Below are 14,268 nucleotides of genomic sequence, written 5' to 3' on the forward strand. Positions count from 1 at the left end.
CAATTGGTCGAGCGCGGCTCCTGTAGTCGCGTGGATCGTTAAGGTGTCGACATGGAACGCCGGATCGACGAAGCCCTGGTCCATTACGTCGAGCACGGCACCGGCGTGCCGCTCGTGGCTCTGCACGGCGCCGGCGTCGATCATCGTGAGATCGAGGCGGCAATCGAGGCCGTCGTTCCCGGCACGGGATACCGACGGATCTACCCGGACCTGCCGGGGATGGGCCTGTCGACAGCCGACGGCCTGACCTGCAACGACGATGTGGTGACGCTGCTCGGCGACTTCATCCACAGCCTGGGCGTGGGCCCGGTGATGCTGGTCGGACATTCCTACGGCGCCTACCTGGCACGCGGGGTGGCCGCACAGCGACCGGACACGGTGCTCGGCCTGGCGTTGTTGTGCCCGGTCACCGAGCGGTCACGACACGTGCCCGACCACGCCGTGGTTCGCCAGGACGCCGATGCCTACGACGAACTCGAACGTGCACAGTGGGCGGGGTTCGACGAGTACTTCGTCGTGCGCACGCCGGCCACCGCTCGCCGCTACCGCGACCATGTTCTGCCGGGTACGACGCTCGTCGACGAGGACGCTCTCGGGCGCATCTTCGCCGGGTGGACGGTCGACGTCGGATCGAATGCGTTCCCGGGGCCGACGTTGATCGTGGCGGGCCGCCGCGATTCGGTCGTCGGGTACACCGACGCGGCCGAATTGCTCGAGCGCTACCCGCACGCCACCCTGGCCGTCGTCGAGGACGTCGGTCATGCACTCATGCACGAGCGGCCCGAACTACTTGCCGCTCTGTTCGGCGACTGGTTGGATCGGCTGACGCGCTCGGCCGACGGTTCTACCGGGACGCTTCCGTCCAGGTGACCGGCAGGTCGTGGACGCCGTAGATGTTCATGTCGGTCCTGAGTTTCACGTCGCCGGCGGGGATGGCGAGCCCCAGGGTCGGGAAGCGGCGCAGCAGTCCCTCGAATCCGGCGCGCATCTCGAGGCGGGCCAGTTGCTGGCCCAGGCACAGATGGACGCCGTGGCCCAGGGACAGGTGACCGCGGGCCTTGCGGCGGATGTCGAGGGTGTCGGGGTTGTCGAAGCGCTGGGGGTCGCGGTTGGCGGCCAGCAACGAGACGACGACCGTCGATCCCTCGCCGATTGTTTCGCCGCCGAGTTCGATGTCCTCGGTGGCGTAGCGATAGAAGATGTCGGCGACGGACAGGTAGCGCAGGAGTTCCTCGACGGCATCGGGGAGGAGGTCGGGGTCGGCGCGCAGTTCCGCCAGCTGCTCGGGGTTCTCCAGCAGCGCGAAGGTGCCCAGCGCGAGCATGTTGGCGGTGGTCTCGTGGCCGGCGAGCAGCAGCAGGAAGGCGGCGCCGGTCAGCTCCTCGATGGTGAGGTCGTCATCGCGGGCCAGATCGGACAGTATGTCGTCTCCGGGGGCGGCGCGCTTGTGCGTGACCAGTTCGGCCAGGTACGTGCTCAGTGCGCCGTACGCGGCCATCTTCTCGTCGAGCGGCTGGTCCTTGATCAGGAACTTGGCGGAGTTGACCTGGAAGGTGTCCCGGTCCGCGTAGGGGACACCGAGCAGTTCGCAGATCACCAGCGAGGGCACCGGCAGCGCGAACTCTTTGACCAGGTCGACCGGCGGGGTCAGGCGCGCCATCTCGTCCAGTTGCCGCTCGGCCACGTCGATGATGTGGTCTTCGAGCTGCTTCATGCGTTTGACGGTGAAGGCGCCGGTGAGTGTGCGCCGCATCCGGGTGTGGTCCGGCGGGTCCATGGCGATGAACACGCCCGGCATCTGCGGGGACGGCTCGGTGGCGGTGGGCATGCCGGGGGTCTCGTACGGCACGTGGAGAATGCCGATGTCCTGGCGGGAGCTGAACCGGGTGTCGGCCATGAGCCGGCGGACCGCGTCGTAGCCGGTGACGAGCCAGCCCTCGTGACCGTCGGGGAAGACCATGGGACTGACGGGACGAGTCTCGCGCAGCCGGGTGATCTGCCGGGGCGGGTCGAAGGGGCCCGCATCGCGTTCCATGGGGAGGCCGTACGGGACGGCGACCGTGTTACTCATCGGATGTCCTTTCGTGGCAGTATCAGTTGCGGGGCCGTGCCGCTACCGCGAGTACTCGCGGTTGAAAAGCCTTTTCGACCAGAGGTATCCGCCGAGGGCGATGACGGCGCACCAGCCGAGCGCGATCCATGCGTTGTTCCCGATCGGGGTACCCATCAGCAGGCCGCGCAGGGTTTCGATGATCGGGGTGAACGGCTGGTACTCCGCGAACCAGCGCAATCCGGCAGGCATGGAGTCGGTGGGGACGAACCCACTGCCGAGGAAGGGCAGCAGAACCAGCGGCATACCCACATTGCTCGCGGCCTCGACGGTCTTGCTCACCTGGCCGAGCGCGACGGAGAGCCAGACGAGCGCGAACGTCACCACCACCAGGAAGCCGACGGTGGCCAGCCACGCGCCCACCCCCGCGGTGGGCCGGAAGCCGACCAGCAGTGCCACGCCGATCACGATCGCGACGCTGAGCATCGCCTGGATCACGCTGCCCAGCACGTGTCCGGTCAGCACCGAGACGCGTGCGATGTGCATGGTGCGGAACCGGGCGATGATGCCCTCGGTCATGTCCATCGCGACCGAGATCGCTGTCCCTTGCACCGCGGCCGTCACGGTCATCAGGATGATCGCGGGCACAACGTAGTTGACGTACTCGGCGCGCCCGCCGGACACCCCGCCCAGCCCTGCGCCCAACGTCCCGCCGAACACGTAGACGAACAGCAGCAGGAAGACGACCGGCATTCCGACGAGAGTCACGGTCATCGACGGGTACCGCAGCATGTGATTGAGGTTGCGGCGCAGCATCGTTGCCGAGTCGCGCAGCGGGTGGAACCGGAGGTCCGCCGGGGCCGGCCCGGCGAGAGTGGGGGCGGGGGCGCTCATGAGGTCACCTTCTCGTTGTGGGGGTTGCCGGTGAGGGCGAGGAAGACGTCGTCGAGATCGGGGGTGTGCACGGACAGCTCGTCGACCTCGATGGCCTCGTCGTCGAGCCGGTCGATCAGGGTCTTGAGCGAGCGGAGGCCGCCGTCGCTGGGCACGCGGAGGGCAAGTGCGTCGGGGTCGCGCGAGACCTGGTCGAGGACGCGCTCGGCCGCTTCGAGGCCGCGTGGGTCGGCGAACTGCAGGCGGACGTGGCTCCCAGGGATGCGGCGCTTGAGCTCGTCCGCGGTTCCCTCGGCGACCAGGCGGCCGTGGTCGAGGACCGCGATCCGGTCGGACAGTTCGTCGGCTTCCTCCAGGTACTGGGTGGTCAGGAAGATGGTGACGCCGGTGGCCACCAGGTCCCGGACGATCTGCCACATTGCCCGGCGGCTGCGTGGGTCCAGGCCGGTGGTCGGCTCGTCGAGGAAGATCACGCGCGGGCTGCCGACCAGGGTCATCGCGAGGTCGAGCCGCCGCCGCATGCCTCCGGAGTAGGTCGAGACCGGCTTCGAGGCCGCGTCGACCAGGTCGAACCGTTCGAGCAGCTGGGCGGCGCGCCGCCGGCCGTCGCTGCGGGCGAGGTGGTGCAGATCCGCCATCAGCAGCAGGTTCTCCTTACCGGTGAGCAGGTTGTCCACCGCCGAGAACTGGCCGGTGACACCGATTGCGGCGCGCACCGCGTCGGATTCGCGGGTGAGGTCGTGGCCGGCGACTCGGGCGTAACCGGCATCGGCGCTGATCAAGGTGGACAGGATGTTGACCGTGGTGGTCTTCCCGGCGCCGTTCGCGCCGAGCAGGGAGAAGACCGTTCCCTGCGGGACGGTCAGATCGATGCCGTCGAGCACGACGTGGTCGCCGAACGACTTGCGTAACCCGGTCACCGCGATGGCCGGCTGAGATTGCCTAGTGGTCATGGTTTCCCTTTCTCGAGGTCCAGAAGTGGATCAGGAACGACGGATCGTGATGCCGCCGAACGAGGTGTGCGCGCGGACCTCGACGGTCTCGTCGGACGCCTCGGGCCGGGTGGTGTTGTCCAGCAGATTGCGTACCTGCCCGAACTTGGTGTTCACCTCCAGCCAGGCGGCGGTGCCTTCGGCGATGCCGATCTCCAGGTCGCCCATCGCGGTCCCGAGCTCGACCGAACCGCGGGCCACCTCGCCGAGGCGAATGCTGCCGTTGGACGTCTTCGACTCGACACTCGCGCCGGCCCGGTCGACGGAGATGTCGCCGTTCGCCGAGCGCACGTGGACGTCGCCGGTGACCGCGGCGATCGCGGTGTCACCGTTGGAGTTCTTGACGATTGCGGAGCCTTCGATCTCGCCGATGCGGACCTTCCCGGAGCCGGTGCGGATCTCGGCGTTGCCCGCGACGCCGTCCGCGGTGACGTGACCGGCCGCGGTGTCCACACGCAACGGACCGGTCTGCTCGAGCCGGACGTTCCCGGCGGAGGTCTTGAACCGGCACTGCCCGAGCCGGCCCGTGCCGCTGAGGTCTCCCACCTGCACCTCGCCGGAAACCTGCGAACCGCTGGGCAGGTCGATGGACACCTCCACCGACCTGGACTTGCGGGAGAAGTCGAGTACGCGCGCTTTCGGTCCCATGACCTGGAGCACGCCGTTCGCGTAGTCGACGCGGACCCGCTGGGCGGCCTGCACGTCGGACTCATCGGATGCGTCGCTCGGGCGCACGTCGACGGTGGTGCCGGTGCGGTCGCTCGCGGTGATCCGCACATTGCCGACGCCGAGTTCGAGCGTGACGGAAATCGGTTCGGGTGTATCGAAATTGGGCATAGCTGTCCCCTCGGGATGAGTTGGTGAAACATCCCCGCAGGTCGGGGACGTGGTGTGAGGTGAGGCGGTGCGGCTAGCGCACCCAGCCGGTGAGGCTCTGCTTGGTCTGTTTGCCGCGCTGCTGGGCGTGCTGGACGCGGTCCGGTTGCTGCAGCGCGGTCGAGGCCGCGCGGACCAGCCAGGCGTTGACCGAGCGCCCCTCCTTGGCTGCGGCCTCCTCGACCGCGGCCTTGAGCTGTTCGGGGAGGCGCACGTTGATCCGCGCGGTCGGGCCGTCCTCGGCGATCGGTGTGCCGCCGTCCGCCGGTGCGGCATCGTCCTCGGTCGCGTCTTCGATCGGCTCGGCGGGCCGTGCGGTCACGACGAAGTTCGGGTCGCGTCCGCGCAGGCGCAGCTCCACCGATCCCGGGGCCAGATCTTGGGTGATCTCGTCCGTGGCGGCGGACAGTGCGTCCAGCAACGTCATCCGGATCGCAGACTCGAGCGACCCGGTCAGGCGCTCGACCAACGCACGGGATTCGTCACCGCCGGCTTCGGCGAGGGTGGCGAATTCACGTCCGAGGTTGCTCACATACGGTGTCAAATCCATGGTGCCATCGTGGCACAGCAATGGCACCACGGCAAGGGTTTAGTGGCTCAAATGTGGTGCCACATGGCACCACCTGGCCGTTCTCGGATGAAAAGTGCTGGTTGTTGCCGCTCGACCAGCCGATCGGATAACGGCCGGAACCTCCCTGGGCAACGACGGTCTGCGCCTAGAATCCCAGTGAGCAGCGACTCCCACTCGACCTCTGCGTACGAAGGGATCGACCCCATGAGCTTGTCGACTCGTAGCCGGCTGCGTCGAACGGCCACCGCGCTCAGCATCGTTCTTGCCCTCGCCACCGTTTCGTGCGGATCGGACGGTCGCAGCGGCGAACAGCAATCAGCGGAAAACGGTCCCGACGTCGCGGACACCGATGATCCCAACGCCGACAAGATCGCCGCTATCGTTCGCGACAAGCTGACGGAGCTCGATCTCAGCGGCGCCGTATTCGGTGTGTGGCGCGGCGACGAGGAGATCGCCGCCGGGGCGGTGGGGGAGTCTCCGCTCGGCGTTCCCGCGACGCGTGACATGCAATTGCGAGTCGGCCAGCCGATGGAACCGATGCTGTCGACAATTCTGTTGCAGCTGGGCGAGGCCGGAACGCTGATCCTGGACGAGCCGATCGCCAAGTGGGTGCCCGACTTTCCGCGAGCCGACAAGATCACCCCGCGGATGCTCGCCAACAGCACCACCGGCATTTCGGACTACGTGACCAACCCCGATTTCCTGAAGATCTTCTACGCAAATCCGATCAAAGGCTTTACGTCTCAGGAGATCTTCGACTTGGCGAACGCCCGCCCGCCGCTGTTCGAACCGGGGACCAGTTTTGCCTACGCGCACAGCGACCTGTGCCTGCTCGGTGTGGTACTCGAGAAGGCGGCGGGAAAGCCGTTGGGAGACCTCCTGAAGGAGCGGATCTTCACGCCGCTGGGGATGGACGCGAGCAGCGTGGTGCTGACACCTCAGATGAGTGAACCGATCCTGCACGGCTATACCAACGAACGTGGCGTCTTCGAGGACTCCACGTTCTGGAATCCCACGGCGTTCCTCAACAGCGGCAACATGAACTCGACGGTGGCCGAAGTCGCGCGGTGGGTTCGTGCGCTCGGCACCGGCGAACTCCTGTCCGACACGGCGTTCACGGAGATGATGGCGGACAAGACCGCCGGGCTGGGCCCGCTGACTGCGGACAAGTACTTCGCATTCGGAACCGTTCACCTGGGCAGTTGGCTGCTCATGAACCCGGCGTTCGGGGGCTACAACGGCATCGCCCTCTACGAGACGGAGTCGAAGACCACGATCGTCGTCTACGCCACGCTCGGACCGACGGCCAATGCCAACGCCAATAACACGGTGCCGATCGGCAAGGAGATCGGCGCCCTCCTCTTCCCCGACAACCCGCCGAAGGTGCCCTGACGCTCACCGTGGAGGTGGACGGATTGCACCCGGCGGGTCCGCGAAAACCGTTGTCGCTACGGGCTAACCGGCATCCTCTTGGGCGGCGAGCTGCACCCTGATCCGCGACGTCGCGTTGATCAACGACTCGTTGTTGACGGCGGCCGCAGCGTCGGCGTCGCCCTTGCGGGCGGCCTCGACGAGACGTTCCTGGTACCTCCACAACGAGTCGTCCCCCGGCGTGTCGAGGGTGCCCTGCGCACCGACGATCTTGTAGGCACGGCAGTGCTGCCACAGGGTACGGATGGAGTCGACCAGCACGGGGTTCGCTGATGCTTCGTAGAGAATCGTCAACAGCGCCTCGTCGTGATCGAGCAGCGCCACCACCCGGCGTTCGGCGATGGCGGTCTGCATGAGTTCGTACTCGGCGTGCATCCGGTCGACGTCCGCCGGGCTGATCTGCTGGGCGCCCAATCGTGCGGCTTCCACTTCGAGCAACCGTCGCACGTCGTAGACGTGGACCAGTTCGGCCAAGGTCAAGCCCTTCACGACCGCGCCCTTGTGGGGGACGCGCTCGGCCAGACCGGCTTCCTCGAGCCGCCGGATCGCCTCGCGCACGGGCATCACGCTCGTCCCGACCTGCGCGGCGATGTCGCGAATGCGCAGGCGGGAGCCTGCAGGCAGATCGCCGTTCATGATCGCCTCGTGCATCGTCTCGTAGACCTGGTCGGTCAACAGGGACGTTTCGGCGCGCTTGGTCATTACCACAGCTCAAATATAAACCGCACGAGGGGCGCAGCCGTGCGCCAGACGACCTGCGCGAGTCTGCGCGCCGCGCCGCACACCGGTGCCGCGACACACCGGCAGCCTGAGTTGGTCGTGCGTCCAGAGCGTTTACGCTCGTCGGAGGTGCTCGGGGCGGAGTGACGGACGGCGGGTGGGCTGTGAAACACAGGGCGCGTAGATCGACTCTGGCGGTGGTGACGGCGGCGGCCGCGGTACTGACACCGATCGCGGCGTCGGCCCCGGTGACAGCCGATCCGCTCGGGTTCACGAAGACCACGCTCCATTTCCAGGTTCTCGTCGGACCGAACCGGGACGAGCCGTGCGACGTGATCGGCGACGTGTACAAGCCCGACTCGGCGTCGGCGTCGAATCGGGTGCCCGCCGTGCTCACCACCAACGGCTTCGGCGGTTCCAAGAACGATCAGGCCGGCATCGCGTCGTTCCTCGCGTCCCGCGGCTACGCGGTGCTCGCGTACTCCGGGCTGGGCTTCGGCGGTTCCGGTTGCAAGATTCACATGGACAACCCCGACTACGACGGGCGCGCCGCGAGTGAACTGGTGAGCTTCCTCGGCGGACGCGACGGCATGGCGTTCGTCGATCCCGCGCACACCGTCCCCGTCCCCGGACTCGACTACGTGGTGCAGGACCCGACCGCTCACCACGGCGTCGCCGAGGCGCACGATCCGCGGGTCGGCATGGTCGGCGGCTCCTACGGCGGGGCCGTGCAGTTCGCCGCGGCCTCGGTGGACCCCCGGATCGACACGATCATCCCGATGATCACGTGGAACGACCTCAGTTACTCCCTCGCGCCCAACGGCACCGACCAGATCACCGGGGTCAGCACGTCGGTTCCCGGTGCGTCGAAGGTGGTGTGGTCGCTCATGTTCGGGGCCATCGGCGTGACCAACCCCCGGGCCGAGGGCTACGCGCAGGACCCTGTGCGGGCGTTGGGTTGCCCCAATTTCGCCGACCCCGCGTGCCCGGCGCTGACGCAGGCAGCGGTGCAGGGCTACCCGGACCCGGGGTCCGTCGACTTCCTGCGCCAGTCGTCCGTGGTGTCGTACGCGGACCGGGTGAAGATTCCGGCGTTGATCATGCAGGGTCAGCAGGACACCCTCTTCGACCTCAACGAAGCGACGGCCACGTTCGAGACCCTGCAGGCGCAGGGCAACGACGTGAAGATGATCTGGCACAGCTGGGGGCATTCCGATCTCACTCCCGCCGAGGGCGAGATCAGCATGAAGGATCCGAACCCGGACACCCAGTACGAGACGGGCCGGATGGTCGACTGGTTCGACCACTACCTGAAGGATCGCGCGGTCGACACCGGGCCGGTGTTCAGCTACTTCCGCAACTGGGTCGACTACACCGGCAACGCCGCACCCGCGTACGCCGAATCCTCGGATATCGCGGTAGGCCAGGACTATTCGCTCTACCTCTCCGGCGACGGCGCGCTGACCGACCGACTCGACGGCATCGTTCCCGGCGCGCAGACGCTGAACACGCTGCCCGGCGGCCTCCCCACGGACCGGGAGGCACCGGACACCCGGCCGGGGAATCAGGTCCCGCAGGGCATGATCCCCGGCACCCAGGCCGAATGGTCGTCCGGCATCCTCGACGCCCCGCTGGACGTGGTCGGCGCCCCGACGCTCGACGTCCGCGTCGCCGCCGCACCCGCGGTCACCGGTGTCGAGGACTCGGTCGTGGTCTTCGCGAAGCTGTACGACGTGGCTCCTGACGGCACCGAAACGCTGATCAACGGACAGGTCGCTCCGGTGCGCATCGTGGCACCCGGTGGGCCCGTCCGGGTCACGATGCCGGCCATCGTCCACCGCTTCGACGAGGGGCACCGCGTTCGCCTCGTGGTGTCCGGGGGAGATCCGAGCTTCCGCGGAAGTCTGGTGCCGCACCAGGTCACCATCGCCTCGGGCGACCCGGGGCAGGCGCTGGTGCTGCCCGTGACCGGCTGAGGTCGGGGCTCGTCCGGATGAGTCGCCACGAAACGAGTGATTGACATCACATGAGGGTCGGGATCACACTGGAACCCTCAAATTGAATCCGATGTCAAGATCAATTGCGTCGGCTGGTGGAGAGGAACCACAGGTGACCAAGCTCGGAGGAGTGTGCGACAAGCGCTTCACGGCGTTGCAGGAGGCACTGAAGGACAATCTCGACTCCGGTGAGGAACTCGGCGCGTCGATCGTCGTGACCCTCGACGGAGAGCCGGTGGTCGACATGTGGGGCGGATGGTCCGACACCGATCACGCCACCGAATGGGAGCGCGACACCATCACCAACGTGTGGTCGTGCACCAAGACGGTCACCGCGCTCGCCGCACTGATGCTCGTCGACCGCGGACTGCTGGACGTCTACGCGCCCGTCGCGAAGTACTGGCCGGAATTCGCCGCGGCAGGCAAGGACCGCGTCGAGGTCCGCCATCTCCTGTCGCACACGTCGGGTGTGTCGGGGTGGGATCAGCCGATCACGGTCGAGGACACATTCGACCTCGCCGAGTCCACGAAACGGCTTGCCGCCCAGGCGCCGTGGTGGGAGCCGGGCACGGCGTCCGGATATCACGCGCTGAACTACGGCCATCTGATCGGTGAGGTCGTCCGCCGAATCGACGGGCGCACGCTCGGCCGTTTCGTCGCGGAGGAGATCGCCGGGCCACTGGGGGCCGACTTCCACATCGGATTGGACCCGTCGGAGTTCGGCCGGGTGTCGAACGTGGTCCCGCCGCCGCCGTTGCCGATCGATCTGGCCTCCCTCGACCCCGCCAGTGTCATCGTCAGGACGTTCACCGGCCCCGGACCGGACGCGTCCGCGTCCTGGTCCGACGAGTGGCGCCAGGCGGAGAACGGTGCGGCCGGTGGCCAGGGCAACGCCCGGTCGCTCGCCCGGATCCAGTCCGTCGTGGCCTGCGGGGGAGAACTCGACGGCGTCCGCCTGCTGTCGCCGGACACCATTTCCCTGATCTTCGAGGAGCAGTCGAGCGGCGTGGATCTGGCTCTGGGGCAACCGATTCGATTCGGCATCGGGTACGGTCTGCCGACGCCCGTGTCCGTGCCGTTCGTCCCCGAGGGACGCATCTGCTTCTGGGGTGGCTGGGGCGGCTCGCAGGTCGTCGTCGACACCGAACGCCGGATGACCATGACGTACGTGATGAACAAGATGGGGCCGGGACTTCTCGGCTCCGACCGGACCGCCCAATATGCGACGGCGACGTTCGATGCGCTGAGCTGACTCGCCCGCCCGGGGCGTGATCAGGACGCCAGCCCCTTGTCCTGCAGCCATTCCCGGGCGATGTCGCCCATGTCCTCGAGGTCGGCCACCCGCTGGTTCATCTCGATGAGATCCTCGGTCGTCAGTGCTGCCGACACGTCGGCCAGGACGCCGCGGACATCGTCGCCTGCCTTGTTCTCGTTGATGATCGGGGTGATGTTCTCCGCCAGGAACAGGTGTTTGGTGTCCTCGAGTGCCACGAGGTTCTCCGACCGCATCGCCGGGTCGGTGCTGAACACGTCCGCCACCTCGATCTGACCGCTCAGCAAGGCGTTGAGCGTCAGGGGACCGCCGGCGTCGAGTGCCAGGAACTCCTTGAACGTCAGTCCGTATTTGTCCCGCAGGCCGGCGACGCCGTTCTCCCGGGTCTTCCATTCGGGCGGGCCGCCGAGGGTGAGCTCGTCGGCGTGGGGCACGAGGTCCTCGATCGTCTCGAGCGAGTACTCGTCCGCGGTCTCCTGCCGCACCGCGAGAACGTCCTTGTCCTCGGCGGGGGACGGTTCCAGTGCGACGAGCCCGGCGGGCAGCTTGGCCTTGATCTCCGCGGTCACTTCGTCCGACGCGGTCGCGGTGGTGGCGCTGTCGAGGTATTGGAGCAACGCACCCGAGTACTCGGGCAGCAGGTCGATGGAGCCGTCCCGGATGGCCGGGACGTACACCTCCCGGCTTCCGATGTTGAGCTTCTCGGTGACGTCGATGCCGTTCGCGCGCAGCGCCTCCGCGTAGATCGTCGCGATCAGCTGGCTTTCGGGGAAGTCCGCGGAGCCGACGACGATGGCGCCGTCACTGCTTCCGCCGTCGTCGGACGCCAACGGGTCCTTGCCGATCCCGCATGCAGTCAACGACATCAGGGTGGCGCCGGTCAGCGCGACGATCAATGCCTTCTTCATGATGATGTCCTTCAGATCAGCGAGGGCTCGGGAGCGGACGCGGTTCGGGCTGCGACGGCGGTGTCTTCGGAATCGGGTCGCTTGTTCGCGCCGCTCCGCTCGCGTCGCGTCAGACCGGGTGAGACGACCCGAACCGTGAGGAATCCGATCGCCAGGTCGAATGCGAGCGCGAGGAGAGACACGAGGACCGCTCCGGCGGCCATCTGCGCGTAGTCGCTCTGCGCCTTGCCGTCGATGAGGAGACGTCCCAGTCCGCCCAGCGAGATGTAGGCGGCGACGGTCGCGGTCGAGACGATCTGCAGCACGGCGCTGCGCACACCCGACAGCATCAGCGGCAGCGCGCAGGGCATCTCCACCTCGGTGAGGATGCGCATCGACCGGAACCCCATGCCCCGCGCAGCGTCCACGGCGGCCGGGTCGACCGAGCGAATGCCTGCGTACGTGTTGGTGAGAATCGGCGGGATGGCCAACAAGACCAGCACGATCAGGCTCGGAATGAGATAGGCCAGCTTGGTCGAGAACGACGGTGCGATGACGAGCACCAGCAGGATCAGCAAGCCGATGGTGGGAAGGGCGCGCAGCGAGTTGGCCAGGCCCGCGACGACGACCGCTCCGCGACCAGTGTGCCCGATGTACAAACCGAGCGGAACCGCGATCAGCGCCGCCGCGAACAGGGCGAGGAATGTGTACAGCAGGTGCTGGAGGAGGAGAGCAGGAATGCCCTCGGGCCCGGTCCAATGAGCACCGTCGAGCAGAAAGTCGATCATGATGAGACCACCTTCGGGGTCCACGGTGTGAGTAACCGATTGGCGAGCACGATGAGCAGGTCGAGAACCAGCGCCAGCAGCAGGCACAGCGCGATACCGGTGATGATCGGTGTGTAGAAACGCAACTGGAAGCCCTGGGTGAACAGGGAACCGATCTGCGGGATCCCGAGCAGCGCGGCGAGAGAGACCAGGCTGACGTTCGACACGACCGCGACGCGCAGTCCGGCGCAGATGACGGGAACACCCACCGGCAGCTGAACTTTCAGCAGAGTCTGGTACGGCCGGTAGCCCATCGCCGTGGCGGCGAGCACCGTCTCCTGCGGCACCGAATCCAGGGCGTCGGCGATGACGCGCACGAGCAGGGCGACGGTGTAGATCGTCAGCGCGACGACGATGTTCATCGGATCGAGAATCTTCGTTCCGAGGATCGGCGGGAGCAGGACGAACAGCGCCAGCGACGGGATCGTGTAGAGCAGGCCGGCCGTGCCCACCACATAGGGGTTGATCCGGCGACTGCGATGCGCCAGCCAGCCGATCGGCAACGCGACGATCACACCGACGACGAGCGGCACGAGCGCGAGGAGGATGTGCCAGCCGACCAGTTCGGCGATGCGATCGGACTGGCGGCCGAGCCATTCGATGTTCATCGGGCCATCGCCTCCGTGGCTACGAGATCCGCAGACTCGATCGCCGCGACCGCCGCGTGTGCCGTCACGGTTCCCACGAGCACACCGTCGCCGTCGACGACGACACCGCGTTTGCTGGGTGCGGACAGGGCGGCGTCGAGCAGGGCCCGCATCGTTCCGTGCGCATCGGCGACCGTCCCGCTGAGATTCACGTCGTCCGGGCGGATGCGGTCGACGACCTTCGCCGGTTGCACCCAGCCGATCGGCTTGTTCGCCGGATCGACGACGAGCAGCCAGTCGTCCGTGGTCCGGGTGCGGGCATCGGACGCCGAATCACCCAGACGGGCAACGGGTTCGGCGACCGTCTCCACGCGGCCGCCGAGGTTCGAGAAACCCAGCGAACGGTAGCCGCGGTCGCGTCCGACGAAGTCGGCGACGAACTCGTCGGCGGGTTCGGTCAGCAACTCCAGCGGCGTCGCCGCCTGCGCCAGGATCCCGCCGGTCCGCAACACGACGACCTGATCGCCGAGCTTGAGTGCCTCGTCGATGTCGTGCGTGACGATGATGATCGTCTTGCCGATGTCCTTCTGCAGTCTCAGAAACTCGTCCTGGAGCTGGCTCCGGACCACCGGGTCGACAGCGCTGAACGGTTCGTCCATCAGCATGAAGGCCGGATCCGCGGCGAGGGCGCGCGCGACCCCCACTCGCTGCTGCTGGCCACCCGAGAGCTGCCACGGATACCGGTCCGCGAAGTTCGCCGCGAGACCGACCGTCTCGAGCAGCTCCATCGCCCGGGTTCGGGCCTCCTTCTTCGTCTTTCCCAGCAATCTGGGCATGGTCGCGACGTTGTCCACGATAGTGCGGTGTGGGAACAGTCCGGCATGCTGGATGACGTACCCGATCCGCCTGCGCAGCAGCGCCGGATCCATGTCCGCCGTGGATTCGCCGTCGAGGGAGATGGTTCCGGACGTCGGTTCGATCAATCTGTTGATCATGCGAAGCGACGTGGTCTTGCCGCATCCCGACGGCCCGACGAGTGCTGTGATCTTCCCGCTCGGGCACTCGAGGTCCAGTTCGTTCACCGCTGTCGTGCCGTCCGGATATGCCTTGGTGACTTTGTCGAATGTGATCATCCGCGTGCTACTTTCGTGTAATCCGAGTGG

At 67.2% G+C, this 14,268-nt stretch carries 14 protein-coding genes; 4 read left to right on the forward strand and 10 right to left on the reverse strand.

Annotated elements, in window-relative coordinates:
* Nucleotides 1-51: 51 nt before the first annotated feature.
* The gene (locus tag QM693_RS03695; RefSeq protein ID WP_283351434.1) at nucleotides 52-870 is read left to right on the forward strand and encodes an alpha/beta fold hydrolase; all 819 of its coding nucleotides are present in this window, start codon (nucleotides 52-54) and stop codon (nucleotides 868-870) included.
* Here the strand turns inward: QM693_RS03695 and QM693_RS03700 are convergent.
* The 5 genes from QM693_RS03700 to QM693_RS03720 all read right to left on the reverse strand — a co-directional run bounded on the left by QM693_RS03700 (nucleotide 845) and on the right by QM693_RS03720 (nucleotide 5,362).
* Nucleotides 845-2,071 (reverse strand): cytochrome P450, encoded by a 1,227-nt coding sequence (locus QM693_RS03700; RefSeq protein ID WP_283351435.1) that lies wholly within the window; start codon nucleotides 2,069-2,071, stop codon nucleotides 845-847. The genes QM693_RS03695 and QM693_RS03700 overlap by 26 nt on opposite strands.
* 42 nt (nucleotides 2,072-2,113) lie before the next feature.
* Nucleotides 2,114-2,944, reverse strand: a complete 831-nt coding sequence (locus tag QM693_RS03705) for an ABC transporter permease (protein WP_280781331.1) — start codon at nucleotides 2,942-2,944, stop codon at nucleotides 2,114-2,116.
* Nucleotides 2,941-3,897, reverse strand: a complete 957-nt coding sequence (locus QM693_RS03710; RefSeq protein WP_283351436.1) for an ATP-binding cassette domain-containing protein — start codon at nucleotides 3,895-3,897, stop codon at nucleotides 2,941-2,943. Before QM693_RS03710 ends, QM693_RS03705 begins: the two co-directional genes overlap by 4 nt.
* A gap of 30 nt (nucleotides 3,898-3,927) precedes the next feature.
* Entirely contained in the window at nucleotides 3,928-4,773 is an 846-nt protein-coding gene (locus QM693_RS03715) for a DUF4097 family beta strand repeat-containing protein (protein WP_283351437.1), read from the reverse strand.
* Between the two features lie 73 nt (nucleotides 4,774-4,846).
* Nucleotides 4,847-5,362: a YlcI/YnfO family protein gene (locus tag QM693_RS03720; protein WP_283331994.1), complete on the reverse strand. Its 516-nt coding sequence runs from the start codon at nucleotides 5,360-5,362 to the stop codon at nucleotides 4,847-4,849.
* A gap of 225 nt (nucleotides 5,363-5,587) precedes the next feature.
* Between QM693_RS03720 and QM693_RS03725 the strand changes: the two genes are divergently transcribed.
* Complete coding sequence (locus QM693_RS03725) at nucleotides 5,588-6,775, forward strand: serine hydrolase domain-containing protein (RefSeq protein WP_283351438.1); 1,188 nt, start codon at nucleotides 5,588-5,590, stop codon at nucleotides 6,773-6,775.
* A 63-nt stretch (nucleotides 6,776-6,838) separates the two neighbouring features.
* Here the strand turns inward: QM693_RS03725 and QM693_RS03730 are convergent, their stop codons facing one another.
* Nucleotides 6,839-7,516 carry a GntR family transcriptional regulator gene (locus tag QM693_RS03730; RefSeq protein ID WP_283331992.1) on the reverse strand — a complete coding sequence of 226 codons (678 nt, stop codon included), beginning with the start codon at nucleotides 7,514-7,516 and terminating at the stop codon, nucleotides 6,839-6,841.
* Between the two features lie 215 nt (nucleotides 7,517-7,731).
* Here QM693_RS03730 and QM693_RS03735 point away from each other — a divergent pair, with 215 nt between their 5' ends.
* Both QM693_RS03735 and QM693_RS03740 read left to right on the forward strand, forming a co-directional pair.
* A complete protein-coding gene (locus tag QM693_RS03735; RefSeq protein WP_283331991.1) occupies nucleotides 7,732-9,510 on the forward strand; it encodes a CocE/NonD family hydrolase in 1,779 nt (592 codons plus the stop codon).
* A gap of 133 nt (nucleotides 9,511-9,643) precedes the next feature.
* Nucleotides 9,644-10,783, forward strand: coding sequence for a serine hydrolase domain-containing protein (locus QM693_RS03740; RefSeq protein ID WP_283351439.1), 1,140 nt, complete (start codon nucleotides 9,644-9,646; stop codon nucleotides 10,781-10,783).
* A 20-nt stretch (nucleotides 10,784-10,803) separates the two neighbouring features.
* Here QM693_RS03740 and QM693_RS03745 read toward each other — a convergent pair whose 3' ends face one another.
* The 4 genes from QM693_RS03745 to QM693_RS03760 are packed head-to-tail and all read right to left on the reverse strand — an operon-like array spanning nucleotide 10,804 to nucleotide 14,238.
* On the reverse strand, nucleotides 10,804-11,712 hold the full coding sequence (locus QM693_RS03745) for an ABC transporter substrate-binding protein (RefSeq protein ID WP_112300149.1): 909 nt from the start codon (nucleotides 11,710-11,712) through the stop codon (nucleotides 10,804-10,806).
* A gap of 11 nt (nucleotides 11,713-11,723) precedes the next feature.
* Complete coding sequence (locus tag QM693_RS03750) at nucleotides 11,724-12,479, reverse strand: ABC transporter permease (protein WP_283351440.1); 756 nt, start codon at nucleotides 12,477-12,479, stop codon at nucleotides 11,724-11,726.
* Nucleotides 12,476-13,126 (reverse strand): ABC transporter permease, encoded by a 651-nt coding sequence (locus QM693_RS03755; RefSeq protein ID WP_280781340.1) that lies wholly within the window; start codon nucleotides 13,124-13,126, stop codon nucleotides 12,476-12,478. The genes QM693_RS03750 and QM693_RS03755 overlap by 4 nt, the downstream gene beginning before the upstream one ends.
* A complete protein-coding gene (locus QM693_RS03760; RefSeq protein ID WP_283331988.1) occupies nucleotides 13,123-14,238 on the reverse strand; it encodes an ABC transporter ATP-binding protein in 1,116 nt (371 codons plus the stop codon). Before QM693_RS03760 ends, QM693_RS03755 begins: the two co-directional genes overlap by 4 nt.
* Between the last annotated feature and the right edge of the window lie 30 nt (nucleotides 14,239-14,268).

This window comes from Rhodococcus sp. IEGM 1305, from assembly GCF_030058635.1.
GTDB classification, from domain to species: Bacteria; Actinomycetota; Actinomycetes; order Mycobacteriales; family Mycobacteriaceae; genus Rhodococcus_F; species Rhodococcus_F opacus_D.

Coding starts and splice junctions, on each gene's coding strand:
- QM693_RS03695 (WP_283351434.1), top strand. CDS start 52: ATGGAACGCCGGATCGACGAAGCCCTGGTCCATTACGTCGAGCACGGC.
- QM693_RS03700 (WP_283351435.1), bottom strand. CDS start 2,071: ATGAGTAACACGGTCGCCGTCCCGTACGGCCTCCCCATGGAACGCGAT.
- QM693_RS03705 (WP_280781331.1), bottom strand. CDS start 2,944: ATGAGCGCCCCCGCCCCCACTCTCGCCGGGCCGGCCCCGGCGGACCTC.
- QM693_RS03710 (WP_283351436.1), bottom strand. CDS start 3,897: ATGACCACTAGGCAATCTCAGCCGGCCATCGCGGTGACCGGGTTACGC.
- QM693_RS03715 (WP_283351437.1), bottom strand. CDS start 4,773: ATGCCCAATTTCGATACACCCGAACCGATTTCCGTCACGCTCGAACTC.
- QM693_RS03720 (WP_283331994.1), bottom strand. CDS start 5,362: ATGGATTTGACACCGTATGTGAGCAACCTCGGACGTGAATTCGCCACC.
- QM693_RS03725 (WP_283351438.1), top strand. CDS start 5,588: ATGAGCTTGTCGACTCGTAGCCGGCTGCGTCGAACGGCCACCGCGCTC.
- QM693_RS03730 (WP_283331992.1), bottom strand. CDS start 7,516: ATGACCAAGCGCGCCGAAACGTCCCTGTTGACCGACCAGGTCTACGAG.
- QM693_RS03745 (WP_112300149.1), bottom strand. CDS start 11,712: ATGAAGAAGGCATTGATCGTCGCGCTGACCGGCGCCACCCTGATGTCG.
- QM693_RS03750 (WP_283351440.1), bottom strand. CDS start 12,479: ATGATCGACTTTCTGCTCGACGGTGCTCATTGGACCGGGCCCGAGGGC.
- QM693_RS03755 (WP_280781340.1), bottom strand. CDS start 13,126: ATGAACATCGAATGGCTCGGCCGCCAGTCCGATCGCATCGCCGAACTG.
- QM693_RS03760 (WP_283331988.1), bottom strand. CDS start 14,238: ATGATCACATTCGACAAAGTCACCAAGGCATATCCGGACGGCACGACA.